We start from the raw sequence: 26,376 nt of genomic DNA on the forward strand, positions 1-26,376 counted from the left end.
CGTGAACACGTACCTGGAGAAGCAGTACGAGAACCCGCCGTGCTGGCAGCTTGTGGCCGACGTGTACGCCACAGAGCGAGGTGAGGGCGTCGAAGAGTTCAGGACCATCGACCGGTCCGTGAGGGCCATCGCATCGCTCTTTCGTTTGACCTTGCACAAGGGGCAGCACGGCTTTGAGCAGATCGAGGAACCCGAGGAGTTCTGCCTCGTGTTGATGGGCAAGTCGCAGTCGCTCGGGCTTCACCACTGCGGCATCTACTTCGAGGGCAGCGTGTTGCACGCCCTGGCCGACGGCAACTTGTACCAAGACATGGCGAGCCTCAAAGACACCTATCCGCTCATGCAGTTCTGGAGCCGCCAGTGAGGATCAGCCTCTACGATCAGCCGTTCGCGGCGGTGGCGCCGAAGGTCTTCGAAGTCGAAAGCCTGGGCCGCTGGCTCCTCGACTACTACGGGCCGGCTCGTACCAAGACAGTCCACATCTACGAGGGGCAACCCAGCGAAGAGTCGGAGATCAGCCACGACGTGCTGGCCATCGTCAACGCTAGGGCTTTCGAGTACACGGTGCTTGAGAGTCCAGGCGAGACCGCGACGCTCATCGCAATCGGGCAGAACCTGCTGGTCAGCGTGGCATTGACAGCCGTTTCTCGCATCTTCGCGCCAGACCCGCGGATGCCGTCCAACGTGAACCGCACGAGTCAGAGCCCGAACAATCAGCTTGGATCGCGCGAGAACCAAGTCCGACTACTGCAGCGCGTCGAGGACATCTTCGGTACGGTGAAGGCGATCCCGTCGCTGATGATGACCACTTACACCAAGTATGTCGGCAGCCGACAGGTGGAGTACGGTTACTACTGCATCAGCCGTGGGTACATCAACGTCAGCGACGTGAAGGATGGAGAGACCTTCATCTCGTCCGTTACTGGTTCGAGTGCGGCCGTGTACTGGCCCTTTACCAGCCCGAACAGCGGCGACGCCCCGAAGCTGCTGATCGGCGATCCCATCATCGACAACATCGTGAGCGTGCGCCGCTCGGTCGAGACTGACGGCTTCACGCTCAAGGCCTTCAACCAGATACAGCTTTCCGCCGCGGCTCGATACAAGTTCATCCCCGGCAGTGCGCCAGGCTACGGCGGCAACGACGTGCTCGAGCAGAAAGAGAAAAAGCCGAACTTCAACGCGGTGGCGGAGGTCGGCCAGACCATCACCATCTCGCCTTTCGACATGTCTTACACGGCGAGTCAGGAGGCCGAATGCGTTGGCGCCGACCGCAAATACATCGACCTGGGCGTCGTGCCCACGATGTTCGTCGGCGTGCGGCCTGGTGACCAAGTCACGTTTTCGGGGTGGTTCAGCCCGCAGAACAACGGCACGTTCACGGTTGCGACGAAGATCGACGATCACACGATCACCGTCACCTCGGGCAGTCAGGCCGACGAGACGCGCACCACTCCAAATCTCGTCACAGTTGTGGCGATCCCGGACCTGAGCTCATTCTCGGGCACGCGCACCATCATCGAAGTCAAAGACGGATCGGTGGTGCTGAGCGGTACTGTGTTCGCCTACGAGCTCGACATCACCGGCAACACCTTCGTGAATGCGTCGGTTGCGAATGGGCTGAGTGACTGGACCGACTGGATCACGCTGCGCGAACTCGACCGCACCCAGGTCTGGATCAACGTCATCGCGCCGCAGGGGCTGTACGCGGATGCCGGTGGCAAGTCACCGGTTGCAGTGCAGTTCGAGATTCAGATCGAGCAACTGGACGGTTCGCTCAACCCGACTGGCAACATCGAGACAGTGATCAGCGTCATCGGCGGGGCTGTGTCGGACCTGTTGGGCGAGACGGTGGAGCGCGTGACCGGCTGGACCGGCCCCGCTCGCGTGCGCATGCGTCGCACGACACCCTACCTTTACGACTATCCCGGGACGCTGATCGACGAAATCAAGTGGGCCGACCTCTACAGCGTGTCGCCGGTCAACAAGGCCCATTTCGGCAACAAGACGACGATCCATACCGTCACACGCGCGACTCAGCGGGCCACTTCGGTGCGCAATCGTCAGTTGAACTGCATTGCGACGCGGCTGATCCCGCGTTGGAACTCAGGCACAAGTAGCTTTTCGGGATCGTTCGATGCCGAGGGGCGCCACGTGTCGGGAACTATCGAAGGAACCAGCTTCATCCACGATGTAATTGGCGCCGTTTGTTTGGACGCGAAGATCGGGAACCGTCAACTGGCCGAGCTCGACATGGTGCAGATGTCGGGGCAGGTCGATCTCGCATATGCGATGAATCCGGCAGCGCCGACCTTCAATTTCACGCTGGACTCGGACAACACCAGCCTTGAGGAAACGATCGACATGATCGCCAACGCGGGTTTTTGCGAGGCGTATCGGCAGAACGGAAAAATCAGGCTGTCATTCGACCGCGCGCAGAATGCCAACGTCGCCATCTTCACCCACCGAAACAAGAAGCCCAACGCCGAAACCTTCGCGCGCACCTTCGCAAATGATGCCGACTACGACGGCGTGGAGTTCGTCTACCAGGACCCGGACACGCTACAGGCCGAATCGATCATTCTGCCGCTCGATGGCAACTACACGAAGCTGAAGAAGTTCGAGATCCCTGGGATTCGCAACTTCGCACAGGCCTGGCTCCGTGCGAACCGCGAGTACTCCAAGATCAGGGGCCAGCGGATCACGGTGAAGACCACGACGACGACCGACGCTCGAGCTCTGCTGCCGAACTCGCGCATTGCCATCGTGGACAACACTCGCTTCAAGTCCTTCGACGGCGAAGTGGTGGGGCAGGCCGGCATGGTGCTGACGCTCAGCTGCGACGTTGAATTCACGCCGGCGGTCAACCACAGCATCGTGCTCATGAAACGTGACGGCACTGTGCAGAGCATCAACGTCACAGAGGTGGTCGGTGAGCCCAACAAGGTGCTGCTGCAGAGCGTGCCGGCAGAGGCGCTTGTCACACAAGAGGGCCTTGACGGCATACGAACGATCTTCTCTATCGCGAGCGATGACACACGCGCCGCCCAGGCGTACCTTGTGCAAGAGCTATCCCCAGCAGATGACGACTACGTCGACATCACTGCCGTGAACTACAGCGACAACTACTACGCGGCCGATAGCCAGCCGATTCCACCGCGCGACTCGGTCATCAACTGAAACCCATCACCCCTGACGAAGGCGCCCTTGAGGCGCCTTTTCTTTTGCCCGAAGGAAAGCCATGGCACTCAGCATCGATGACCTCAACAAGGCCGAGCAGAACACCGACTTCATCGACCTGTTCACCACGTCGACCGAACGAACCGCAGTTGATCGGCTGGGCCGCACGCGCACGACATTGGCGGGGGTGGAAGCCTACATTGGCGAAGAGGGCATCTTGCCGTCCGCGCTGGCCGCTCAGGCGGGAGCGGAGGCGGCAGAGTCGGGCGCGGTCGCTGCTGCCGAATCCGTCGGCAGCTTCACGACGAAGGCGCTTGCCGATGCAGCCTTGGCGGCAAGCGAAATTCCCCTCAACAAGGGGGTATACGTCACCCAGGATGGAGGCAACAACGGATTCTGGGTCAATCGTTCCGGGACTCTAGTTCGGGAGTCGCTCTACACCTTGCCGGCAGTCGGTGATGAGTCTTTCGATCCGTCGTGGACGGGTGTTCTGAGTGGTTGGGTCGACACGTTCTTCCGGAACGAAGAAATTCTCAGCGTGGTCGACGGCCGGCAGCGCTGGTTCATGCTCACCAGTTCTTCGCCGTCCTATCTTTCGCTTGTGCCGAATGCTCTCTATCCAGGGAGCCGAGCCATGCGCCTGGCTGCGAACTCGGGGGGGAATCACGTCGGAGGTCCGTTCCTCTATCCCGATGAGTTTGGCTCTGCCCCGGGCGACCGTGTGACAGTCTGCGGCGAGATCTACGCGGATTCTGGAGCCCTTGTCACCTTCGCATTCCGTGCCGTCGATGTGAACGGGAATTTTCTGGGAGATGGGCAGGAAGAGGTCGAATACAACTCGGATTCGCAGGCACGAGTGGTGCGCAAGTCCTTCGTGCTTCCGACCAACACCTATCGCATTGCTGTCTATCCCTACACCGTCACTGCTGACAAGGTGCTGCAGCTCGCCGCGTGCTGGGCATACAAGGGAGATGTTCTCGATGGTCCGGCCAAGCCCACGGTGTCGGATGCCTTGTTTCTCAAGCTCAAGACGGCGGAGCAGGACAAGCGCATCGATCAGGCAATGCAGCCCACCGCAAATCTCGGACGGCTGCGCGTGTTCCGTTCCATCGCCGCGCGTTGCATGCTGCCTGTGCCCGAGGCTGGGCTGCGAATCATAGAGGGGTTCTTCGGCGATAGCTGGACGTGGGAGCGAGAGTATTTCCTGCGTCACTATGCCGAATCGATGGTCGCGAAGCTGGGGGATGGTGGGGTCGGATGGCTCGGGTTCGGCTTCACGCCGAGCGTTCAGGAAATGGGCATGGACGCTCGCGGTCTGTACTTTCAGGACGCTCCGGTCACGGGCTGGACCAGCAACTACCACGAAGGCTCCACGAGCCCGAACCTTTCCGATGCTCGCTCCTCGACGCCAGGCGCAGTGCTCAAGATTGCGAGCAAGGACGGGGCAACGCATCCGGCGCTGTCCGCAGTCAAGCTTCACTTCACAGGAACGGCCAATGGTGTGATCCGGTGGCGATGGAACGGCGGCGCCTGGTCGGCGAACACCAATGTTCAAGGCGGCGTCGGGGCCCAGCAGACGCGAGACCTGACCGGGTTCCCGACGGGAGCGCTCAATGCGGCAGCAATTCGGTCGATCACGCTCGACATTGAGGTCGTGTCGGGGTCGGTCATCCTGTGCGGAGCTGACTTCCAGAGCGCCACGTCGGGCATCGTCATCCACAAGCTCGGCAGCAGCGGATCGACGGCCGCCGACTGGGCCTCGGCGATGGGCGCGCAGTACCGAGCGGGCGCGGGAGCGCTCAACCTGACGACCGCGCATTGCCTTCTGATGACCAACGATCAGGCAGCGGGCGCCGTGCCTGCCACGGCTGCAGCCCACGTCGGCACGCTGTTCTCGGAGTTGCGGACCGTGAACCCGGCGATCGACCTCATGTTCACCGTGCCACCAGAGAACCCGGGCGGGTACTTGACAGCGATGTCGGACTACGCCAAGGCTCTGCGGGCGCAAATGGTGGTCAGCAAAGCGGCGTTTCTCGACCTGCAGCCGGCTTTCGGGGATGCCGACAACCCTGATGAATATGCGGTCGACGGGACCAACCCGCTGTTCAAGGATGACGCTCATCCGAACCCGATGGGAGGTGGCATCGTGCACTACGAGATCGAACGGTCTCACCTGTGGCGATGAGAGGAGGGGTGCACATGCGAAAGCTGATGGCTCGGCTCTGGGACGGCATCGCCCAGAGCTTCCTGGGCACTGCGATGCTGGTGTACGTCGAGAACCTTCGGGACTACGTTGCGTGGGCGCCAAGCCTGCCGCGCAACCAAGATCGAGCAGAGGTCCGGCTGCAGGCATCGTTCATCACGGCTGCGTTCCTGCTGCTGCTGGCCGAGCCGATCTTCTACATCTTCTTCGTGCCTGACGCGCTGATCAGCCGAGTGAGCTCCATCGCGTACTCGAGGTGGTGCGTTGTGGGTGCCTTTGGCCTGGCGTTCGTCGCGGCGCTGCCCCACCTGTTCACGCTGATCTTCAAGCCCGACATCCTGCACCGGAAGTGCTTTCGCACGGCCGCGGCATGGGCCGCGATCGTTGCTGCCTGCACATGGATGGTTCTCGCGAATCGCGCCGTGCGCCTCGATGTTGGCGGCCTCGAGTGGGCCTATGGCATCCGGGCAATGGTGTCGCTTTTCATCGGCGGGATCTTCGCCTTCTCAGTCAACGCACAACAAATGAGGGAGAACTTTGATGCAGCGTCCCGTTAACGTGGCCATCTACCTTTGGATCGTCTGCTACACGGCCCTCAGCCACGCCAGCACGTCGTTCGCCCAAGACGTGATCGCCTACGACTGGCTGTCGCTGATCTTCGCGGCCTCGGCCGGCCTGCTTGGCGGGGCCGCGCGCACCATCTTCACGCTGGTGTCCGAGCGCGCGCTGGTGGGCAACGTGAAGGCGCTGCTGCTGAAGGACCTCGTGGTGGCGCTGATCGGCGGCGCCGCAATGTACCTCGCGATCCAGGGCTACAACGCCGCGGCCGGCGCTATGGGGGACTTCCTCAAGCTCCCCGCCATCGTCCACGACCTGCGGGTGCTGCTGATCCTCTGGGCCGGCTTCTCGCGCGGCCGGTGGCTCGGCGTGCTTGACCGCTTCGCTTCCGATGCCATCGCCAATGCGAGCAGCAGGCTGCGTGGCGGTGCGCCTCTTGACCCGCCGCCGTCGGTGGCCGCGCCTCTCGGAGAAAAATGATGGATGCGACCCTTCTTGCGCGCTGCACCGGCGCGCGGCTCGAGCGCGCCCGCTTGTTCGCTGGCGCACTGTCGGCCGGAATGGCTTTCTACGGCATCGACACGCCGATGCGGCAGATCATGTTCCTGCCCAACGTCGGGCACGAGTCCGGCCGCCTCGAGTACACAACCGAGCTCTGGGGCCCCACGCCAGCGCAGACCCGGTACGAGGGCAGGGCGGACCTCGGGAACACCCAGCCCGGCGACGGGAAGCGCTTCCGCGGCCACGGCCTGATACAGGTCACCGGCCGCGCGAACCACGCCGCAGTGCGCGATCGGCTGCGCGCTCGATTCCCTGACGTGCCGGACTTCGTCGCCGAGCCCGAGAAGCTGGCCGAGACGCAATGGGCGGCTCTGTCCGCATGCGACTACTGGGACATGCGCGGCCTGAACGCTGTGTCCGACCTGGGCAACTTCGATCACGTCTGCGACATCATCAATCGTGGCCGCGCCACCCCGGCGGTGGGTGACTCGAACGGCTGGGCGGACCGCCTGGCGCTCTGCGAGGCCGCGCGCAAGGCGCTGGGGCTCGCATGAAGTGGTGCTGCCTGTGCGGAGGCGAGGGCCACACGTCTGCGAGGTCCCCATGGCTGCGTTCTTGAACCCGAAAGTGTGGATCGCCGCCGCAGTGGCGATCGCTCTGGCCCTGGCTGGATTTTTCCTCTATCGCGCCGGCCGCGCGTCGCTGCGCGGGGAGTTCGACGCCTACAAGCTGGCGCAGCAGGAGGCCCGCATCCTGGCCGACAAAGCCCAGCGCATGGAGGAACAGCGCCGCGCCGCGGCCGTCACGAAGGAAGTCGAAGATGCCCAAGCCCGGATCACATCCCTGGAAGATGACCTGCGCGGTGCTCGCGCTGCTGCTGACGGCCTGCGCGAAGCTGCCGCTGGCGCCGCCCATCGAGCCCGCGCGGGTTCCTGCACTGCCACCGCAGGCCCGGGCCAGCCTGGTGCCGACCCCCTTGGGCTGCTCGTTGACGTGCTTGGCCGGGCTGACAAACGAGCGGGAGAGTTGGCGGAATACGCTGACCGGCTCCGGATCGCCGGCGTCGCCTGCGAGAGATCCTGGGACGCGCTGACGGCGAAGTAGGGCTACTCGTAGCCATCGCGCTGCGTAGGGATGACCTGCCAAACTTGGCGGTGCTCCTTGATTCGCAGCTTCCCCTCGTCGTGCCAGCACTCGCGCTGGATGCCCGAGATCAGCATGCCCGGCGCCTTCCCGTTCGGGAGGATGGTCGGCGCGGACATGTGGAGCATGCTGCGCATCCTGGCAGTGCCGTAGGCCTCCCAGAGGTCAGCGACCGCGGCATAGGGCTCAGACTCGTGCATGCGATTCATCTCGCCGAACACGACCATGCCGCGCATCGGCTGCGGGCGTTGGTTTGGCGGGACGCGCTCGCCATCTTCGGCGAGCAAGGGGGTGACAACTGCGTAGAACACTGGGTAAGCATACAGTTGTTCGCCAAAGAGGTTTCGAGTCCCTGAGTGCTATGCAGGGCCGGCGATCCCATGGCACGGAAAATGGCATTGATGCCGCTGAGCGTTGATTCCATTGGGAAAATCACTCCCTCCGGTTCCGCCAAGACCCGTGCCGAGGACGCAAGTCCAAGGACGGAAAAGCCCAGAAGCATCGCTGCTTCTGGGCTTTTTTCTTGGCCGCTCGGAATGCGCTCTGGGTGGCGCTTCCTTCTTTTCGTTCCTTCGCGGCCTGACAGCATGGCGGCGGCATTGCATGGCCGCCCGATCGTTTCGCCTACGGCCCGTGCACCGACACCTGCGACTCGGGCATGGCAGGCACGCCCGCCGGCATCGTGTCCACCAGCCGCACTTCCAGCGGATCGCAGGGCGCGCCGTTCTGGCGGCCGTCGAAGCGCACGCGGATGTGCGAATGGGTCGCGCCGGTGATGGTGCCCAGGCGTCCATCGCAGAACACGCGGCTGCCGCGCTGGAACTGCAGGCCGAAACGGTCGTTGATCTCCTTGAAGCTCATCAGTACCTCCTGTTGTCGATGGGCTGGAGCGATGGTCGGGTGATTTAACAAAGGTTGCCGTCAGTTACCTGATGTCTTTGGTTGTAGGCGGAGTCGTGCGCGTCACGAAGGTCAAAACCTTAGCGTCGCGCGGTCAAGCCTTGTGAACTGCGTCGGCCTGAAAGCCATCGACGACGGCAATGAGGACGTGAAACCGTGAACTGTGAATCCGCAAGCGTGTGTTATTCACAAACCGTCCATGCAAAACGTAACTCGATTCTTCCTACCCATGCAGGGAGGAATTAACTTACGTAACTCGTCACACAAAAAAGGTACAGGGAGTGACAAACACATTGCAGGACAGCTTCGCCTGTCGCGTCAGCATGCCCATCGCCACGGCCGAGGAGCGATGTTTCCGCTACGTGCCGGCGGTCGCCATCTTTCGCCGGATTCCGCCGGAAATGCTCGATACCTGGCTGATGCCCGACGGAAAAGCCCGCGGCGACCGCGAGCTCGCGAGCGAGGTGCTGATCGAGGTGCGGCATGCGGGCGACGACAGCGGCGCCACGCCGCAGCGTTTCGATCTGTCGGAGGTGCTCGAGGTCGGGCGGGCCGCATCGCTGTTCGTCTCGACCTTTCTCTCGAGCCTGCCGCGGCCCTGAGCCGGAACGACAGCGGGCAGGCTGGCCCAAATCCAGTCGAAACATTGCCGAATTGCCAGCAAATCATTTCTGCTTTTGCGCAGAAAACGTGATTTTGTTCCGGCAAGAATGTTAACTTTTGTTGTCGATTTCGAGCCTGAGTCCTAAGATGGAGCGCACATGCACGCTCCCTCCCTCGTTCTCGAACTGCCGGATCACTGGACCGGCGCCTTCGAACCCACGATGAATGCCGACGGCTCCTGCGCCGGCGTGGCCGAGATCTTCCTGGACGGCGTTCCACGCTGCGCCCTGGTGATTTCCGAGCAGCCGACCTGGGACATCGCCTTCCAGCGCGCCCAGGCCAAGGCGGTCCAGTTCGTGCGCGCCTGGAACTGCAGCGCCGACTGAATCAGTCCGCCTTCGCGCCGGTCAGCTTCACCGCGTCGCCCCAGAACGCCATCTCGCTGCGGATGAAGGCCGCGAACTCCTCGGGCGTCCCGCCCTGCGGTTCGCTCGCGTTGTCGCGCATCGCCTGACGCACCTCCTCGGTCTGCAGCGCCTTGTTCGCGGCCTCGTTGAGCCTGCGGATCACCTCGCGCGGCGTATGGGCCGGCGCCACCAGGCCGCCCCACGAATAGATGCCGAAGCCCGGCAGGCCCGACTCGGCGATGGTCGGCACCTCGGGCAGCACCGCCGAGCGCGCCGTGGCCGCCACCGCGATCGGCCGCACCTTGCCGGCCCTGATCAGCGACTGCGAGGAGGAGATGTTGTCGAACATCACCTGCACGTCGCCCGACATCAGGTTCGACAGCGCGGGCCCGCTGCCCTTGTACGGCACGTGCAGCAGCTCGACCTGCGCGCGATGGGCGAACAGCGCGGTGGTCAGGTGGAAGGTGCTGCCCGGCCCGGCGCTCGCATAGGCCACGCGCCCGGGCCTGGCCCTGGCCTGCGCGATCAGCTCGCCGACGGTCTTCGCGGGAAAGTCGTTGTTCGCGATCAGCACCATGGTGGTCTTGCCCACGCGCATGATCGGCGCGAAGTCCTTCACCGGGTCGTAGGGCAGGCGCGCGAACAGGTTCGGGTTGATGCCGTGCACCGTGCTCGTGGTGTACATGATCGTGTAGCCGTCGGCCGGCGCGCGCGCGACGAACTCGGCGCCGATGTTGCCCGAGGCACCGGGCTTGTTCTCGACCACCACCGGCTGGCCGAGGATCCTGCCCATCTGGTTGGCGAGCAGCCGTGCCGTAATGTCGGTGGCGCCGCCGGGCGTGAAGCCGGCCACCAGCTTGATCGGGCGCGTGGGGAAGCTGTCGGCCTGGGCGCTGGCCGGCAGCGGGAGCGCCGCCGCCAGCAGGGCCAGGAGCGCGCCGCGGCGCGAGGCGTCTGCGTTCATGAGGAGGTCTCCCCGCTCAGGCGCGGGCCACGCCCACGCCCAGCCCGCCGTCGACCATCAGCGCGTGCGCGTTGACGTAGCTCGATTCGTTCGAGATCAGGTAGAGGCAGCCGTAGGCCACCTCCCAGCCCGTGCCCTGGCGGCCGAAGGGCACGGCCGCCGCGCGGGCCGGCCGCCGGCGCGAGGCGTCGCGGCCCATGGGCGTGTCCATCAGGCCCGGCAGCAGCGCATTGCAGCGGATGCCGCGCGGCTCGCCGGCCACCGCGATGGCGCGCGCCAGCGCCACCTGTGCGGCCTTCGAGGATTCGTAGGCCGGGTTGCGCCCGCTGTTGCGCACCGCGGCCAGCGAGGACATCAGCACGATGGCCGAGCCCGGCGCCATGAGCTCGAGCGCCGCCTGGCTGAACAGCATGTGGCTGCGCACGTTGACGGCGTACTCCTCGTCCCAGTCGGCCGCCGTCTGGCGGTCCAGCGGCAGGGCGCGCGAGATGCCGACGTTGAGCACCAGCCCGTCGAGCCCGCCCAGGCGCTCGGCGCAGCGCCGCACCAGCGGCGCGATGGCCGCGGCATCGCGCACGTCGGCGACCTCGGCGAAGGCCCGGCCGCCCTCGCGCTCGACCAGCGCGCAGGTCTGCTCGACCGCGGGCCGCGACATGTCGACGCAGGCCAGGCTCGCGCCCTCGCGCGCGAACAGCAGCGAGATCGCGCGGCCGTTGCCCACGGGCGGCTGTTCCTCGGGGATGTCGCGCTGGCCGGCGCCGATCACGAGCACGCGGCGGCCCTGCAGGCGGCCGCGGCCCGGCGAGCGGCCCAGCGTTTCGTCGTGCATCTGGAGGCCGGGGTCGAGTTCCTGGGGAGCGAGGTTCATGGTGCTGAAGGAAGAAGTTGTTCGGGGAAAGGGCGGGAAGGGCGGCCGTTCACTCGACCGTGCCGGGCGGCTCGATGTCGACCTCGAAGTTCTCGAGGAAGCGGCTCACCAGCATGTAGAAGCCGATCACCAGCGTGAGCTCGGCGACTCCGCCGGGCGTGAGCCGTTCGCACAGCGCCTCGAACATCGCGTCGGGCGCCTTCACGTGCAGCAGCACCTGGTCGGTGTAGGCCAGCACCATGCGTTCGGTCTCGTCGAGCGCGGCGGTGTCGGCGCCTTTCTCGAGCGCGGCGATCTTGTCCTCGGCCAGGCCGACGCGGCGCGCCACGCGCTTGTGCTGGTGCACCTCGTAGCTCGCGCCACTGAGGATGCCCACGCGCAGGATCGCGATCTCGCGCAGCTTCGCGTCGATCCGGTTGTCGCGCAGGATCGCGCCGCCCAGCGCGAGGAAGCCCTCGGCCGCCTTGCCCGCGTGCGGCAGCATGCGGTAGAGGTTGAGCGGCGGGCGCGAGGCGATCAGCCGGGTGTAGGAGTCGGGTGCCTGCGCGAGGTCGAAGTAGGGGATGCGGGCCATGGTGTGTCCGTTGGTGGTTGGAGGAATGGAGCGGCTCAGCGGTCGAGCCAGATCGCGCGCGTGCGGATCACGCTGTTGAGCATCGGCGGCACGTCCCGGACCTTGGGGCTCGCCACCGCGTAATAGGTGACGCGGATCGGGATCAGCTGGAACGCCTCGTCCGACACGATCTGCGCGACCTCGCAGTACATGGCCTTGCGCTTGCCCTTGTCGGTCTCGGCGCGCGCCTTGGCGAGGATCGCGTCGACCTTCGCGGTGTCGTGGCGGCTCACGGGCGCGCCGTTCTCGCCGCCGAAGTAATAGGCCAGCGCCACGTCGGGCTCGCCCACGATGTCGCTGAAGCGCCAGACGTCCATCTGGTAGTCGCCGCTCAGGCCCACGCGCACGTTCTGGCTCTGCTCGACGAGCCGGATCTCGGCCTCCATGCCGGCCTCCTTCACGAACTGCTGCACCATGCCGGCCTGGCGCCGGCCCGCGGGCGTGTTGGTCGACACCAGCTGGAACTTGATCGGCTTGCCCACCGAGGCCACCAGCGCGCGCGCCTTGGCGAGGTCGTAGCCGCGCCAGTTCAGCTTCGGGCAGTGCCACTCCGAGTTCGAGCCCAGCAGGTCGGTGGTGGCGACCGTGGTGCCGAGGAAGAAGGTGTCGAGCATCGCCTTGCTGTTGAAGGCATGCACCACAGCCGCGCGCACGCGCTGGTCGTTGAAGGGCTCCTTCGAGGCATTGAAGTTCCACGAGATCGCGCCCGAGCCCTGGTACTCGTGCACCTTGAGCTGCGGGTCCTTCTTTGCGTCGAGCACGTGGTTCGCGGTGTCCATGCGGCCGATGTCGACCTGGCCCGACTTGATGCTCTGGTAGCGCGTGTTGCCGTCGGGCAGCACGCGGTAGACCAGCCGGTCGAGGTAGGGCAGCTTCGGGTCCCAGTAATCGGGGTTGCGCTCCATCACGATGCGGTCGCCGGCCTGCCATTCCTTGAACACGAAGGGCCCGGTGCCGACCGGCTTGCGATGGAAGCCCTCGGGATCGGCCTTGAGCGCGGCCGGCGAGCCGAAGAAGTTGACGAGGTTCTCCGACGCCAGCGCCGACTGCAGCGCCGACCACGGCTGCTTCAGCACGAAGCGCACCGTCAGGTCGTCGACCTTCTCCACCGTCTTGACTGGCGCGATGATCGACAGGTTGATGCCGCTCTCGGGTGCCATCAGCCAGGCGTAGTGCGCCACCACCGCGTCGGCGTCGAAGGGCGTGCCGTCGTGGAACCTGACCTTCGGGCGCAGCTTCACAGTCGCACTCAGGCGGTCGGGCGCCTCGGCGAAGCTCAGGCCCAGCCGCGGCACGATCTGCTTGCCCTCGAACACGAACAGCGTCTCCATCACCGAGGAGGCCGGCGCGCTGGTGTTCTGGTTGAAGATCTTGGCCTTCGCGGCATTGAAGCCGCTGAACTCGGCCTCCATGCCGAGCGTGAGCGTGCCGCCCTTCTTCTGCGCGTGGGCGCAGGGGACGAGCAGGGCGGTGCCGAGCAGGCCGGCGGCGCACAGCGCGGCGATGCGGGAGACGGGAGCGGAGTGCTTCATGCGGTGATTTCCTCGGGTTCCAGGGGGGCGACAGCGGCGGGCGGCGGCACCGCCACCGAGAACGGAAAGTGGCACGCGACCTCCCGCCCGTCGGGCAGGCGCGCGAGCGGCGGCGCGGCGGCCGCGCAGGCGGACTGCGCGCCCGGGCAGCGGGTGCGGAAGCGGCAGCCCGCGGGCAGCGCCATCGGCGAGGGCATCTCGCCGCGCAGCGCGATGCGCCGCGGCTGCAGGCCCGGATCGGCGCGCGGCACCGCGCTCAGCAACGCCGCGGTGTAGGGATGGGCCGGACGCTCGAGCACCTCCCGCGCGGGGCCGATCTCGCAGATCGCGCCGAGGAACATCACGGCCACGCGGTCGGCCACGTTGCGCACCACCGCGAGGTCGTGCGAGATGAACAGCATGCTCAGGCCGAGCCGGCGGCGCAGCGCATTGAGCAGGTTGAGCACCTGCGCGCGCACCGACACGTCGAGCGCCGACACCGGCTCGTCGCACACCAGCAGCACCGGCTCGAGGATCAGGGCGCGCGCGATCGAGATGCGCTGGCACTGGCCGCCCGAGAACTCGTGCGGATAGCGCCCGAGCACGCTCTCGCTGTCCAGGCCCACGATCTCGAGCGTCTCGCGGATGCGCCGGGCGCTCGCGACCGGATCGAACAGGCCGTTCACGCGCAGCGGGAATTCGAGGATCTCGCGCACCGTGCGCTGCGGGTTCAGCGAGGAGATCGGGTCCTGGAAGATCATCTGGAAGCGGCGGCGCAGCCGCTGCAGCGCGCGCGCATCGAGCCGCGCGAGCGGCTGGCCTTCGAGCGCGATCGCGCCGCCGGCCACTGGCGCGAGCTGCATCACGGCCTTGGCGACCGAGGACTTGCCGCAACCCGACTCGCCGACCAGCGCCAGCGTCTCGCCGTGCGCGATCTCGAAGCCCACGCGGTCGACGGCGCGCATGGCCTGCCGGCCGGCCAGCGGATAGACCACCTCGAGGTCCCGCACCGCGAGCACCGGTGCCGTCGATGGATCGATGCCGTTCATGCCGCGCGCTCCAGCGGGCGCCAGCAGCGACAGGCCCGGTCGCCGCGCCCATCGACGGCTTCGAGCGCGGGCCGCAGCGCCTCGCAATGCGCGCTGCGCCGGTCGCAGCGCGGTGTATAGCGGCAGCCGCCGGCGAGCGAGTGCACGGCGGGCGGCCGGCCGCCGATGGTGTGCAGCGCGGCATGCGGCGGATCGTCGAGCCGCGGGATCGAGCGCAGCAGGTCGCGCGTGTAGGGCATGCGCGGCGCGTCGAAGAGCGCGGCGGTCGGTGCCTGCTCGACGACCTGGCCCGCGTACATCACGGCGATGTCGTCGGCATGGCCGGCCGCCACGCCGAGGTCGTGGGTGACGAGGATCATGGTCATGCGGTGCTCGCGCTGCAGCCGGCGCAGCAGGTCGAGGATCTCGGCCTGCACCGTCACGTCGAGCGCGGTGGTGGGTTCGTCGGCGATCAGCAGTTCGGGTTCGCAGGCGATCGCCATCGCGATCACCACGCGCTGGCGCATGCCGCCCGAGAGCTCGTGCGGCAGCTGCCGCAGGCGGCGCTCGGGCGAGCCGATGCCGACCTGCGCGAGCAGCGCGACGGCGCGCGCCTCGGCCTCGTGGCGCGTGAGCCGCAGGTGCTGGCGCATGCCCTCGGCGAGTTGCACGCCGATCGGCCGCACCGGGTTCAGCGCCGTCATCGGGTCCTGGAACACCATCGCGATGCGCCGCCCGCGCACGGCCTGCATGGCGGCGCGGTCCAGCCGCAGCAGGTCGCGGCCGTCGAACAGGATTCGCGCTTCGGGCGAGGTCGTCGCGGCGGGACCGAGCAGCCGCAGGATCGAACGCGAGAGCACCGACTTGCCCGAGCCCGATTCGCCGACGATCGCCAGGGTGCGCGAGCGCGCCACCGCGAGCGAGACGTCGTCGAGCGCGTGCAGCGTGCCGCGCGGGGTCTGGAACTGCACGCCGAGCCGGCTCACCTGGAGCAGGGTGTCGTTCATCGCAGACCTCCGCGCCCGCCGCCGCGGCTCTGCCGCAGGCCGTCGCCGAGCAGGTTCAGGCTCAGCACGGTGAGGAACATCGCGGCCGCGGGGATCAGGCTCGCATGCGGCACGCGCTCCAGCGATTCGCGGCCCTCGGCGATCATGCCGCCCCAGCTCGGCGTGGGCGGCGGCACGCCGACGCCGAGGAAGCTCAGCGAGCCCTCCGCGACGATCATCACCGACATGATGGTGAGCGCGTAGGTCAGGAGCGACATGCGCATGTTCGGCAGGATCTCGCGCAGCATGATCTGCAGGTCGCTCGCGCCCGCGGTGCGCGCGGCCAGCACGAACTCGCGGCCGATCAGCGGCAGCGCGTTGGCGCGCGCGATGCGCGCGAAGGCGGGGATCGACATCACGCCGAGCGCCAGCGTCACGTTCTGCACCGAGGGCCCGAGCACCACCGTGAGGCCGAGCGCGAACACCAGGCTCGGAAAGGCCAGCATGGCATCGAGCAGCGCGAGGATCGCGGTGCGCAGCGGGCCGCCGTACCAGGCCGCGAGCAGGCCCAGCGCCGAGCCGAACACCAGCCCGATCAGCGGCGCGACCAGGCTCACGGCGAGCGACACCCGCGCGCCATGCGCGAGCCGCGAGAGGATGTCGCGGCCATCGAGATCCGCCCCCAGCAGGTGGGCCGCGCTCGGGCCCTGCTCGGCGGCCGCGAAGTCCATGTCGGTGGGCGAGGGCAGCGGCAGCCAGTCGGCCGCGATGGCGCAGCCCAGCACCAGCAGCAGCCAGGCGCAGGGCAGGCCCAGGCGCAGCACGCCGCGCAGCCCGATGCGGCGCTTCGGCACGGCGGCGGCGACGGCGGCCTGCGCCGGCGCGGCGGGCAGCGATTCAGCGTGCATGGCGCTCTCCCACGCGAGGGTCGAGCAGCGCGTAGGCCGCGTCGACCGCCAGATTCACGAGCACGAAGGCCACGCCGATGAACAGCACCACGCCCTGCAGGGTGACGAAGTCGCGCTTCGTGATGGCCTCGATCAGCAGCCGGCCCACGCCTGGCAGCGCGAACAGCGTCTCGATGATCACGGCGCCGCCGATCAGGTGGCCGACGTTGATGCCCATCACCGTGATCAGGCTGAAGGAGGAGGGCCGCAGCGCATGCCGCACCAGGATCTGCAAGTCCGAGAGCCCCTTGGCGCGCGCGACGGTGATGAACTCCTCGCGCAGCGTGCTGGCGATGTCGCTGCGCAGCAGCCGCAGGTAGATCGGCGCCTCGACCAGCGCCAGCGTGAGCGCGGGCAGCGCCAGCGAGCGCAGGCTCGCGAGGGGATCGCTCGCGAAGGGCACGTAGCCGGTGGCCGGGAACCAGCGCAGCCAGATCGCGAACAGCAGGATCAGCAGCAGGCCCAGCACGAAGTGCGGCACCGCGAGCACGCCGAAGGCGGCGCTCGAGATCGCGCGGTCGGCCGTGCCGCCCGCGCGGTAGCCGGCCCAGATGCCCAGCGGCAGCGCCAGCGCCAGCGCGATCAGCTGCGCCAGGAGCATCAGCTGGATCGACACCGGCAGCCGGTGCGCGATCGCCTGCGACACCGCTTCGCCGCTCAGCGGCGAGGTGCCCAGGTCGCCCTGCAGCGCGTTGCCGAGCCAGCCGAGGAAGCGCAGGTGCATCGGCTGGTCGAGGCCGAGCTCGCGCTGCAGCCGCGCGATCTCCTCGGGGCGTGCGTTGTCGCTGAGCATGGCGTCGATCACGTTGCCCGGCAGCAGCTCGAGCATCAGGAAGGTCGCGACGCTCAGCAGCGCCACCACCAGCAGCACATGGCCGGCGCGGCGCGCGAGGGCCGGCACCGGATTCCCGGTGCCCGCGGCCTTGATGAATCGTTTCACCGCAGCGCGCGGCGAAGGGCATGGGGGCGCGTGGCCTGAGGGGCGCAAGGCTTGTCTCCTGAATCGTTTCATCGCTGGCGCCAAAAAAAAGCGCGAGCGGTGTTTTCGTCGGCGGAATCCGGCGGTGAACGCCGGTCGTAAGAATTATAGGTATGGCTTTCTGACGAGATCAATGGCGAATTTCCTCAGTGTTTTCCCTGCGAAATAATTGACGTCCATGGGGTGTGATCTGGAGAATTAGAAGTTGCAGTATGTTCCGGGCGAAAGCAGGACGGCTGCGCAGACCCGCCCATCCACCAACGAAAGAGGACGATGTCCAACCGGCACCTTGCCCACCTGCCATCGCACGTGGCGCCGTCGATCCCGATGCCCGCGACGCATCTCTACCGCAACCTCGAGATCTCGGCGCTGCGCTACCCGGACAAGGCCTGCGTGGTCTTCTACGACAACGCCGTGAGCTATGCGCGCTTCCAGCGCGAGACCGAGCGCATCGCGGCCTGGCTGCAGCAGGTCGGCGACGTGGCGCGCGGCGACCGGGTGCTGCTCTACATGCAGAACAGCCCGCAGTTCATGCTGGCCTACTACGCCATCCTGCGCGCCGACGCGGTGGTGGTGCCGGTGAACCCGATGAACCTCGCGCAGGAGCTGCGGCACTGCGCGAGCGACAGCGGCGCGAAGGTCGCGTTCGCGTCGCAGGAATTGCTGGCGCGCATCCAGCCGCTGCTGGGCCACGAGCTGGCGCACCTGGTGGTGGCCAGCTACAGCGACTACCTGCGCGAGCCCACCAGCCTGCCGGTGCCCGATTTCGTGGCCGAGCCGCGGCGCGCGCTGTCCGAGGCCGACATCGCCGCGGGCGCCGTCGCCTGGTCGGACGTGCTCGCGGCCGCGCGCGAGCCCGCGCCGCTGGCCGGCGGCCCCGACGACCTCTGCGTGATGCCCTACACCTCGGGCACCACCGGCCTGCCCAAGGGCTGCATGCACACGCACCGCAGCACCATGGTCAACACCGTCTCGGGCGGGCTCTGGTATTCGGGCAACCAGGGCTCGGTGACGCTGTCGGTGTTGCCGATGTTCCATGTCACGGGCATGCAGAGCGGGCTCAACGGCACCATCTACAACGGCGCCACCACGGTGCTGCTGCCGCGCTGGGACCGCGACGCGGCAGCCCGGTGCGTGCAGCGCTACGGCGTCACGAGCATGGCGCTGATCACCGCGATGGTGATCGACTTCATGGCCAACCCGCGGCTCGACGACTACGAGCTCGGCAGCCTGCGGCGCATCGGCGGCGGCGGCGCGGCGATGCCGCGCGCGGTGGCCGAGCAGATGAGCGAGCGGCTGGGCCTGAGCTATGGCGAGGGCTACGGCATGTCGGAGACCATGGCCGCCACGCACATGAACCCGCCGCAGGCGCCGAAGGCGCAGTGCCTGGGCATCCCGATCTTCGACGTCGACGCGCGCGTGGTCGATCCGCAGACGCTGGCCGAGCTGCCGCCGGGCGAGGTCGGCGAGATCGTGGTGCACGGGCCGCAGCTGATGCGCGGCTACTGGAACAACCCCGAGGCCACGCGCCAGGCCTTCGTCGAGATCGACGGTCAGCGCTTCCTGCGCACCGGCGACCTGGGCCGCACCGACGAGGAGGGCTACTTCTTCTTCACCGACCGGCTCAAGCGCATGATCAACGCGGCCGGCTTCAAGGTCTGGCCGGCCGAGGTCGAGGCGCTGCTGCACCAGCATCCGGCGGTGCAGGAGGCCTGCGTGATCGCGGTCAGCGACGCGCGGCGCGGCGAGACCGTGAAGGCGCTGCTGGTGCTGCGCCCGGCCTTCGTGGACAAGATCGGCGCGCAGGAGATCGTCGACTGGTCGCACGCCAACATGGCGGCCTACAAGATTCCGCGCATCGTGGAGTTCGTGGCCAGCCTGCCGAAGTCGGGCACGGGCAAGGTGCAGTGGCGCGAGCTGCAGGAGCGCGAGAACGCGCGCGCCGCGGCGGCCTGACGCGGCCGCCGGCGCGGCGCCGGGCTCAGTCCAGCGCCCGCGCCATCGCCCAGGCCTGCTCGGCCAGCGGCCGCGCGCGCCGGCCGGCCTCGAGCGCCTTCGCATTCGAGGCATTGCCCGCGAGCGCCCGCGCCATGATCCCCTGCAGGATCCCCACCAGCCGGAACATGTTGAACACGAGGTAGTAGTTCCAGTCGCGCGCGCTCACCGCGTCGGGCGCGCGGCCGCTGCGCTCGAGGTAGCGCCGCAGGTGCTCGGCCTCGGAGGGAATGCCCAGCGCGGCCAGGTCCGCGCCCGCGAGGCCGCGCGAGTGGCCGCCCATGCGCCAGCTCATGCAGTGGTAGGCGAAGTCCGCCAGCGGATGGCCCAGCGTCGACAGCTCCCAGTCGAGCACCGCGAGGATGCGCGGTTCGTCCGGATGGAAGATCACGTTGTCGATGCGGTAGTCGCCATGGACGATGCGCGTTTCGTCGCCCGCGGGAATGTGCCGCGGCAGCCACTCGATCAGCCGGTCGGCCGCCTCGATGGTCTCGGTCTCGGCGGCGCGGTACTGGCGCGTCCAGCGCGCCACCTGCCGCTCGATGTAGTGGCCGGGCTTGCCATGGTCGGCCAGGCCCACGGCCAGCGGGTCGACGCGGTGCAGCTCGGCGATCACGCGGTTGAGCTCGTCGTAGTGCGCCGCGCGCGCGGCCGGGTCCATGCCGGGCAGCGCCGGGTCCCAGAGGATGCGGCCCTCGACGCAGTCCATCAGGTAGAAGTCGGTGCCGATCACCGACGGGTCCTGGCACAGCGCGAGAGGCCGCGCCACCGGCACCGGCGTGGCGGCCAGCGCGCGGATCGCGCGGTACTCGCGGTCCACCGCGTGGGCCGAGGGCAGGAGCACGCCGGGCGGCTTGCGCCGCATCACGTAGCGGCGTCCGCCCGCGCTCAGGCGGAAGGTCGGGTTCGACTGGCCGCCCTTGAACTGCTCGACCGCCAGCTCGCCCTCGAAGCCTTCCACGTGCGCGCGCATGAAGGCCGCGAGCGCGGCCACGTCGAAGGCATGCTGCGGCGCGACCTCGCGCGTGCCGGTGAAGCTGTCGGTGTCCTGCGATGCGCTCATCGTCGCGCTCCCGCTCAGTAGCCGCGCAGCCGCGCCAGGCGGTCGGCGTGGAAGTCCGCGTCGCCCCACAGCTCCTGCAGCACGCGCGCGCGCTTCATGTAGAGGCCGGCGTCGAACTCGTCGGTCATGCCCATGCCGCCATGCATCTGCACGGCCTCCTGCACCGCGAGCGTGGCGGTGCTGCCCGCGCGCGACTTGGCGATGGAGGCGGCGGCCGCGGCCTCGGCCTCACCGGCGGCCAGCGTCTGCTGGGCATGGACCAGCGCGGCGCGCGTGATCGCGAGTTCGGTGCACAGCAGGGCGGCACGGTGCTGCAGCGCCTGGAATTCGCCGATGGCGCGGCCGAACTGCCGGCGTTCCTTGAGGTAGGCCAGCGTGCGCTCGAAGGCGGCCTCGGCCAGCCCGAGCAGCTCGGCCGCGGCCGCGCCGCGGCCCGCGTCGAGCGCGGCCTCGATCGCGGCCGCCGCGCCATGCGCCTCGCCCAGCTGCGCGGCCGCCGGCAGCGCGACGCCGTCGAGGACCAGCCGCGCCGTCGGCCGCGCATCGACCATCGCCACGCGCTCGACCGCGAGGCCGGCGGCATCGGCCGGTACCAGGAACAGGCTGGGGCCCGGCGCTTGCGGCGCGCGCGCCGACACCACGAAGGCATCGGCCGCATGGCCGTCGACCACGAAGCACTTGGCGCCGTCGAGACGCCAGCCCTCGGCCGCGGGCTGCGCGCGCAGTTCGATGCACGCGGGGTCGTGCTTGCTGCGCTCGTCGAAGGCTGGCGCCACGATGCGTTCGCCCGAAGCGATGGCCGCGAGCCATTCGGCCTGCTGCGCCGGGCTGCCCGCGCGCATCAGTGCGGTGGCCGCGACCACGCCCGAGGCGAGGAAGGGCGAGGCCGTGAGCTGGCGGCCGATCTCCTCCATCACCACGCCGGCCTCGACCGCGCCGAGGCCCAGGCCGCCGTGCGCCTCGGGCACCAGCACGCCCGTGTAGCCCATGCCGGCGAAGCGCGCCCAGAGCTCGCGGCAGAAGCCGTCGTGGTCGTTCGCGTCGCGCAGCCGGCGCAACTGCGCGACGGGGCCGTTCTCGGCGATGAAGCCGCGCGCGCTGTCGCGCAGCAGGGTCTGTTCTTCGGTCAGGACGAGCGGCATCGCCGGGGTTCCTCGCGGTGTCGGTGAAGGAAGAGAGGGGTCAGGCGTCGGGCAGCGCGAGCAGGCGCTTGGCGATCACGTTGAGCTGCACCTCGCTGGTGCCGCCCTCGATCGAGTTGCCCTTGGTGCGCAGCCAGGCCCGCGCGTGCGCGCCATGCTGCGAGCGCTCGCTGTCCCACTCGAGCGCATCGCTGCCGCCGGCGGCCATCAGCAGTTCGAAGCGCCGCTTGTTGAGCTCGGCGCCGTAGAACTTCAGCACCGACGAGAAGGCCGGATGCACGCCGTGCTCGCCGCCGCCTTCGGCGTTGCGAGCCAGGTCGCCGGTGCGCGCCATCGCGAGCCGGAACGCGGCCTCGTCGACCTCGAAGGCCGCGATGCGCGCGCGCAGCAGCGGGTCGGCGAGGCGGCCGCCTTCGTCGAGCCCGAGCCACTGCGCGGCCAGCTCGCCCATCGGCCGCGGCGCCGCGCGGTCGCCGATGGCGCCGATCATTTCGCGCTCGTGCGTCAGCAGGTACTTGGCCACGGTCCAGCCGGCGTTGAGCTCGCCGACCACGTTGTGCTTCTCGACCCGCACGTCGTCGAAGAAGGTCTCGCAGAACGGCGACTTGCCCGAGATCAGCCGGATCGGCCGCGTGCTCACGCCCGGCGTCGCCATGTCGAACAGCACGAAGCTGATGCCGGTGTGCTTCTTCGCGCCGGGGTCGGTGCGCACCAGGCAGAAGATCCAGTCGGCCTGGTCGGCATAGCTGGTCCAGATCTTCTGGCCGTTGACGACGAAGTGGTCGCCGCGGTCCTCGGCGCGCGTCTGCAGCGAGGCCAGGTCGGAGCCGGCATTGGGTTCGGAGTAGCCCTGGCACCAGCGGATCTCGCCGCGCGCGATGCGCGGCAGGTGCTCGCGCTTCTGCGCCTCGGTGCCGAACTTCAGCAGCGCCGGGCCGAGCATCCAGATGCCGAAGCTCTGCAGCGGCACGCGGCAGCCGAGCGAACGCATCTCCTCGGCCAGCACGCGTGCCTGCGCGGCATCGAGGCCGCCGCCGCCGTAGTCGCGCGGCCAGGCCGGGACGGTCCAGCCGCGCTCGGCCATGCGCGCGAGCCACAGGCGCTGCGCCTCGGACCGGAAGCGGAAATGGCGCCCGCCCCAGCAGACCTCGTCCTCGCTGCGCGCGGGCGTGCGCATCTCGGGCGGGCAATGGGCTTCGAGCCAGGCGCGGGTTTCGGCGCGGAAGTCGTCGAGCGAGGACATGGCCCGCTTCCTCAGCAGGTCACGCCGCCGTCGATGACCAGGCTCTGCCCGGTCATGAAGGCGCCGGCGCGCGAGGCCAGGAACACGGCCGCGCCCGCGATCTCGTCGGGGTCGCCGATGCGCCGCAGCGGCGTGCTCTCGGTGCGGCGGCGCAGGTTCTCGGGATCTTCCCAGAGCGCGCGCGCGAAGTCGGTCCTGATCAGGCCCGGCGCGATGCAGTTCACGCGCACGTTGTGCGGCCCGTACTCCACCGCGAGGTTGCGCGCGAGCTGGAAGTCGGCCGCCTTCGAGACGTTGTAGGCGCCGATCACGGGCGAGCCGCGCAGGCCGCCGATCGACGAGACGATGATGATCGAGCCTTCCCTGCGCTCGATCATCTGCGGCGCCGCGAAGTTGATCAGCCAGTGGTTGGCGATCACGTTGTTCTCGAGGATCTTGCGGAACTGGTCGTCCTCGATGCCGGCCAGCGGGCCGTAGTAGGGGTTCGAGGCGGCGTTGCACACCACGATGTCGACGCGCCCGAGCTGGCGCGTGGTCTCCTCGACCAGGTGGCGCAGCTCCTCCTTCGACGAGATGTTGGCCGGGATCGAGATCGCCACGCCCGCGCCGTGCGCGGCGTTGATGGCGTCGCGCACCTCGGCGCAGGGCTCGGGCTTGCGCGACGAGATCACGACCTTCGCGCCGTGCTCGGCCAGGCGCTCGGCGATGGCGCGGCCGATGCCGCGCGAGGAACCCGTGACGATGGCCACCTTGCCGGCCAGCGAGAACAAGGACATGGTTTCGTGTCTCCTCGAAATGGTCAGTTCGCGTAGCGCCCGTACTCCATGCGGGCGATGGAGCGGTTGTGCACCTCGTCGGGTCCGTCGGCCAGCCGCATGGTGCGCATGCTGGCGTACTGCTTGGCCAGGCCGAAGTCGGTGGTGACGCCGGCCGCGCCATGGGCCTGGATCGCCATGTCGATGATGCGCAGCGCGGTGCGCGGCGCCGCCACCTTGATCATCGCGATCTCCAGCCGCGCCACCTTGTTGCCCACGCGGTCCATCAGGTCGGCCGCCTTGAGGCACAAGAGGCGCGTCATCTCGATGTCGATGCGGGCCTCGGCCACGCGCTGCTCCCACACCGACTGGTCGGCGATGCGCTTGCCGAAGGCGGTGCGCGACTGCAGCCGGCGCACCATCTTCTCGAGCGCCACCTCGGCGCCGCCGATCGAGCGCATGCAGTGGTGGATGCGCCCCGGGCCGAGCCGGCCCTGCGCGATCTCGAAGCCGCGGCCCTCGCCGAGCAGCAGGTTCGCCGCCGGCACGCGCACGTCGCGGAACACGACCTCGGCATGGCCGTGCGGCGCGTCGTCGAAGCCGAACACCGGCAGCATGCGCACGATCTCGATGCCGGGCGTGTCCAGCGGCACCAGGATCTGCGACTGCTGCGAATGGCGCGGCGCCTCGGGGTCGGTCTTGCCCATCACGATGGCGATCTCGCAGCGCGGATCGCCCACGCCCGAGGACCACCACTTGCGGCCGTTGATCACGTAGTGGTCGCCGTCGCGGCGGATCGAGGTCTCGATGTTGGTGGCGTCGGAGGAGGCCACGTCGGGCTCGGTCATCAGGAAGGCCGAGCGGATCCGGCCCTCGAGCAGCGGCTGCAGCCAGCGCTTCTTGTGTTCCTCCGTGCCGTAGCGGATCAGCACCTCCATGTTGCCGGTGTCGGGCGCCGAGCAGTTGAAGACCTCGGAGGCGAAGCCGACCTTGCCCATCTCCTCGGCGCAGACGGCGTACTCCAGATTGGTGAGGCCGGCGCCCTTGTAGGGGCTGTCCTGCGGCACCGAATCGAGCGGCAGGAACAGGTTCCACAGTCCGGCCTCGCGCGCCTTGACCTTGAGCTCCTCCACGATCGGCACGACCTGCCAGCGGTTCTCGCCGAAGCCCTGCATCTGCGCCATGTAGGTGGGCACGGCGGGATAGACGTGCGCCTTCATGAACGCGATCACGCGATCGCGCCAGTGCACTTGCTTGTCGGACAGGGTGAAGTCCACGACGGTCTCCTCTTTTTTCGTTCGTCGGATCCGGCGGATGCCGGGCCCGGCGACGATAGCAGGGGAGTCGCTTCCATACAAACCGGTAATTCTAAAATTGTGGAACATAGGTGACTCGTATGGCTGGTTCTGTTTGCATTCCGCATACTTGTTATTCGATTCATGCGCGCCCGTCCTCGCGAGACTGGGGCGTGCCCGGGCGGAGCCCGGCATAATCGCGGCCCACCGCCACCTGCCGCCGAAGAAGCCTGCCCCCATGACCGCCGTCACCGCCCGCGAGCCGCAGACCGCGCGTTTCCAGGAAAAGCGCGATGCCATCCTCAACGCGGCCGCGGCGCAGTTCAATGCGCAGGGCGTCAAGGGCGCGACCCTGGCCGGCATCGCGGCCAGCGTGGGCCTGGTGACCAACAGCGTCACCTACTACTACCGCAAGAAGGAAGACCTGGCCGCGGCCTGCTTCCTGCGCGCCATCGCGCTGTTCGACGCCATCGCCGAGGCCGCGGCGCGCGAGGCCACGGTGGCGGCGCGGGTGCGTGCCTTCCTGGCGGGCCATGCCGCGCTGCTGGCGGCGGTGGCGCTCGGCGAGCATCCGCCGGTGGTGGCCTTCAGCGACGTGCGCGCGCTGCCGAGCCCGCAGCTCGAGACCGTGCACACCGCCTACACCGGCATGTTCCGCCGCGTGCGCGGCCTGTTCAAGGACGACACCACGGCGCACTGGCCGCGCGAGATGCGCAATGCGCGCACCCACCTGCTGCTGTCGCTGGTGCACTGGCTGCCGGCCTGGTTCGGCCGCTACGAGGAGGCGCAGTACCCGCGCATGGTGGAGCGCGTGGCCGACATCGCGCTGCACGGGCTGGGCGCACCGGCGGCGCGATGGGAGGAGGCGGCGGCGCTGTCCGAGGAGACCGTGCTGCACGCGCCGACCGACAACGCCGCGATGGATGCCTTCCTGCGCGCGGCCACCGCGCTGCTCAACGAGCAGGGCTACCGCGGCGCCTCGGTCGACAAGATCTCGGCGCGGCTCAACGTCACCAAGGGCTCGTTCTATCACCACAACGACAACAAGCTGGACCTGATCTCGGCCTGCTTCGAGCGCACCTTCCAGGTCATCCGCCGGGCCTTCGATCTCGCGGAGGCGTCCGGCGACAGCGGCTGGCAGCGCGCGGGCCTGGCGGCGCGCATGCTGGTGCGCTTCCAGCTCTCGGCCGAGGGGCCGCTGCTGCGCCTGTCGTCGACCAGCGCGCTGCCCGAGGCGGCCGACCGCGCGCGCGTGCACAAGACGCTGCAGCAGCGCATCGAGCGCATGGCGGCGATGCTGGTCGACGGCCTGGTCGACGGATCGGTGCGGCCGCTCGACGCCGCGATCGCGGCGCAGTTGGTGGTGGGTCTGATCAACGGCGCGGCCGAGCTGCACCGCTGGGTGCCCGACGCGAGCGAGGCCTCGGTGGTCGAGCTCTACGTGCGGCCGATCTTCATGGGGCTGCTCAGCGAGGCTTCCGCCACCGCCTGACGG

26 protein-coding genes are annotated in these 26,376 nt (G+C 68.3%); 11 read left to right on the plus strand and 15 right to left on the minus strand.

Annotated elements, in window-relative coordinates; genetic code table 11:
- The first annotated feature begins 1 nt into the window (after position 1).
- From ACEN9J_RS03190 to ACEN9J_RS03220, 7 genes are all read left to right on the plus strand, one after another.
- Positions 2-364, plus strand: coding sequence for a hypothetical protein (locus ACEN9J_RS03190; protein WP_413763312.1), 363 nt, complete (start codon positions 2-4; stop codon positions 362-364).
- Entirely contained in the window at positions 361-3,177 is a 2,817-nt protein-coding gene (locus ACEN9J_RS03195) for a host specificity factor TipJ family phage tail protein (protein ID WP_413763313.1), read from the plus strand. The genes ACEN9J_RS03190 and ACEN9J_RS03195 overlap by 4 nt, the downstream gene beginning before the upstream one ends.
- Before the next feature lie 61 nt (positions 3,178-3,238).
- Positions 3,239-5,362, plus strand: coding sequence for a hypothetical protein (locus ACEN9J_RS03200; protein WP_413763314.1), 2,124 nt, complete (start codon positions 3,239-3,241; stop codon positions 5,360-5,362).
- A 14-nt stretch (positions 5,363-5,376) separates the two neighbouring features.
- The gene (locus tag ACEN9J_RS03205) at positions 5,377-5,937 is read left to right on the plus strand and encodes a hypothetical protein (RefSeq protein ID WP_413763315.1); all 561 of its coding nucleotides are present in this window, start codon (positions 5,377-5,379) and stop codon (positions 5,935-5,937) included.
- On the plus strand, positions 5,921-6,418 hold the full coding sequence (locus ACEN9J_RS03210; protein WP_413763316.1) for a hypothetical protein: 498 nt from the start codon (positions 5,921-5,923) through the stop codon (positions 6,416-6,418). The genes ACEN9J_RS03205 and ACEN9J_RS03210 overlap by 17 nt, the downstream gene beginning before the upstream one ends.
- Complete coding sequence (locus tag ACEN9J_RS03215; protein ID WP_413763317.1) at positions 6,418-6,993, plus strand: glycoside hydrolase family 19 protein; 576 nt, start codon at positions 6,418-6,420, stop codon at positions 6,991-6,993. Before ACEN9J_RS03210 ends, ACEN9J_RS03215 begins: the two co-directional genes overlap by 1 nt.
- A 49-nt stretch (positions 6,994-7,042) precedes the next feature.
- Positions 7,043-7,543, plus strand: coding sequence for a DUF2514 family protein (locus ACEN9J_RS03220; protein WP_413763318.1), 501 nt, complete (start codon positions 7,043-7,045; stop codon positions 7,541-7,543).
- Positions 7,544-7,545: 2 nt separating this feature from the next.
- On the opposite strand, the gene ACEN9J_RS03225 is transcribed toward ACEN9J_RS03220, so the two are convergent.
- Together ACEN9J_RS03225 and ACEN9J_RS03230 are read right to left on the minus strand one after the other, a co-directional pair.
- A complete protein-coding gene (locus ACEN9J_RS03225; protein ID WP_413763319.1) occupies positions 7,546-7,869 on the minus strand; it encodes a hypothetical protein in 324 nt (107 codons plus the stop codon).
- Positions 7,870-8,206: 337 nt separating this feature from the next.
- Positions 8,207-8,443: a hypothetical protein gene (locus tag ACEN9J_RS03230; RefSeq protein ID WP_413763320.1), complete on the minus strand. Its 237-nt coding sequence runs from the start codon at positions 8,441-8,443 to the stop codon at positions 8,207-8,209.
- Positions 8,444-8,763: 320 nt separating this feature from the next.
- On the opposite strand from ACEN9J_RS03230, the gene ACEN9J_RS03235 reads away from it, so the two are divergent.
- Both ACEN9J_RS03235 and ACEN9J_RS03240 read left to right on the plus strand, forming a co-directional pair.
- Positions 8,764-9,084 carry a hypothetical protein gene (locus ACEN9J_RS03235; protein WP_296725272.1) on the plus strand — a complete coding sequence of 107 codons (321 nt, stop codon included), beginning with the start codon at positions 8,764-8,766 and terminating at the stop codon, positions 9,082-9,084.
- A gap of 159 nt (positions 9,085-9,243) precedes the next feature.
- On the plus strand, positions 9,244-9,471 hold the full coding sequence (locus tag ACEN9J_RS03240) for a hypothetical protein (RefSeq protein ID WP_057594459.1): 228 nt from the start codon (positions 9,244-9,246) through the stop codon (positions 9,469-9,471).
- A gap of 1 nt (position 9,472) precedes the next feature.
- Here ACEN9J_RS03240 and ACEN9J_RS03245 read toward each other — a convergent pair whose 3' ends face one another.
- The 8 genes from ACEN9J_RS03245 to ACEN9J_RS03280 are packed head-to-tail and all read right to left on the minus strand — an operon-like array spanning position 9,473 to position 17,349.
- Positions 9,473-10,456 (minus strand): Bug family tripartite tricarboxylate transporter substrate binding protein, encoded by a 984-nt coding sequence (locus ACEN9J_RS03245; RefSeq protein ID WP_064262298.1) that lies wholly within the window; start codon positions 10,454-10,456, stop codon positions 9,473-9,475.
- A 16-nt stretch (positions 10,457-10,472) separates the two neighbouring features.
- The gene (locus ACEN9J_RS03250) at positions 10,473-11,324 is read right to left on the minus strand and encodes an SDR family NAD(P)-dependent oxidoreductase (RefSeq protein WP_413763321.1); all 852 of its coding nucleotides are present in this window, start codon (positions 11,322-11,324) and stop codon (positions 10,473-10,475) included.
- Between the two features lie 49 nt (positions 11,325-11,373).
- Positions 11,374-11,898, minus strand: a complete 525-nt coding sequence (locus ACEN9J_RS03255) for a carboxymuconolactone decarboxylase family protein (RefSeq protein ID WP_261212786.1) — start codon at positions 11,896-11,898, stop codon at positions 11,374-11,376.
- Between the two features lie 35 nt (positions 11,899-11,933).
- Positions 11,934-13,469 (minus strand): ABC transporter substrate-binding protein, encoded by a 1,536-nt coding sequence (locus ACEN9J_RS03260; protein ID WP_296725255.1) that lies wholly within the window; start codon positions 13,467-13,469, stop codon positions 11,934-11,936.
- A complete protein-coding gene (locus ACEN9J_RS03265; RefSeq protein WP_413763322.1) occupies positions 13,466-14,497 on the minus strand; it encodes an ABC transporter ATP-binding protein in 1,032 nt (343 codons plus the stop codon). The genes ACEN9J_RS03260 and ACEN9J_RS03265 overlap by 4 nt, the downstream gene beginning before the upstream one ends.
- Entirely contained in the window at positions 14,494-15,483 is a 990-nt protein-coding gene (locus ACEN9J_RS03270) for an ABC transporter ATP-binding protein (RefSeq protein WP_413763323.1), read from the minus strand. Before ACEN9J_RS03270 ends, ACEN9J_RS03265 begins: the two co-directional genes overlap by 4 nt.
- Entirely contained in the window at positions 15,480-16,370 is an 891-nt protein-coding gene (locus tag ACEN9J_RS03275) for an ABC transporter permease (protein ID WP_413763324.1), read from the minus strand. Before ACEN9J_RS03275 ends, ACEN9J_RS03270 begins: the two co-directional genes overlap by 4 nt.
- Positions 16,360-17,349, minus strand: a complete 990-nt coding sequence (locus tag ACEN9J_RS03280; RefSeq protein ID WP_413763325.1) for an ABC transporter permease — start codon at positions 17,347-17,349, stop codon at positions 16,360-16,362. The genes ACEN9J_RS03275 and ACEN9J_RS03280 overlap by 11 nt, the downstream gene beginning before the upstream one ends.
- Before the next feature lie 312 nt (positions 17,350-17,661).
- On the opposite strand from ACEN9J_RS03280, the gene ACEN9J_RS03285 reads away from it, so the two are divergent.
- Positions 17,662-19,344, plus strand: coding sequence for a long-chain fatty acid--CoA ligase (locus ACEN9J_RS03285; protein ID WP_413763326.1), 1,683 nt, complete (start codon positions 17,662-17,664; stop codon positions 19,342-19,344).
- A gap of 25 nt (positions 19,345-19,369) precedes the next feature.
- Here the strand turns inward: ACEN9J_RS03285 and ACEN9J_RS03290 are convergent, their stop codons facing one another.
- From ACEN9J_RS03290 to ACEN9J_RS03310, 5 genes are read right to left on the minus strand one after another with little or no spacing between them, the layout of a single operon-like run.
- Complete coding sequence (locus tag ACEN9J_RS03290; RefSeq protein WP_261212774.1) at positions 19,370-20,446, minus strand: phosphotransferase; 1,077 nt, start codon at positions 20,444-20,446, stop codon at positions 19,370-19,372.
- A gap of 14 nt (positions 20,447-20,460) precedes the next feature.
- Entirely contained in the window at positions 20,461-21,588 is a 1,128-nt protein-coding gene (locus ACEN9J_RS03295) for an acyl-CoA dehydrogenase family protein (RefSeq protein ID WP_413763327.1), read from the minus strand.
- A gap of 40 nt (positions 21,589-21,628) precedes the next feature.
- Positions 21,629-22,831 carry an acyl-CoA dehydrogenase family protein gene (locus ACEN9J_RS03300; protein ID WP_413763328.1) on the minus strand — a complete coding sequence of 401 codons (1,203 nt, stop codon included), beginning with the start codon at positions 22,829-22,831 and terminating at the stop codon, positions 21,629-21,631.
- An 11-nt stretch (positions 22,832-22,842) separates the two neighbouring features.
- The gene (locus ACEN9J_RS03305) at positions 22,843-23,607 is read right to left on the minus strand and encodes an SDR family NAD(P)-dependent oxidoreductase (RefSeq protein WP_413763329.1); all 765 of its coding nucleotides are present in this window, start codon (positions 23,605-23,607) and stop codon (positions 22,843-22,845) included.
- A gap of 23 nt (positions 23,608-23,630) precedes the next feature.
- Positions 23,631-24,863 carry an acyl-CoA dehydrogenase family protein gene (locus tag ACEN9J_RS03310; protein ID WP_413763330.1) on the minus strand — a complete coding sequence of 411 codons (1,233 nt, stop codon included), beginning with the start codon at positions 24,861-24,863 and terminating at the stop codon, positions 23,631-23,633.
- A 256-nt stretch (positions 24,864-25,119) separates the two neighbouring features.
- Here ACEN9J_RS03310 and ACEN9J_RS03315 point away from each other — a divergent pair, with 256 nt between their 5' ends.
- Positions 25,120-26,373, plus strand: a complete 1,254-nt coding sequence (locus ACEN9J_RS03315; RefSeq protein ID WP_057596514.1) for a TetR/AcrR family transcriptional regulator — start codon at positions 25,120-25,122, stop codon at positions 26,371-26,373.
- The last annotated feature ends 3 nt before the right edge of the window (positions 26,374-26,376 follow it).

Origin of the sequence: Variovorax sp. Varisp41 (assembly GCF_047325085.1) — a bacterium.
Lineage (GTDB): Bacteria > Pseudomonadota > Gammaproteobacteria > Burkholderiales > Burkholderiaceae_C > Variovorax.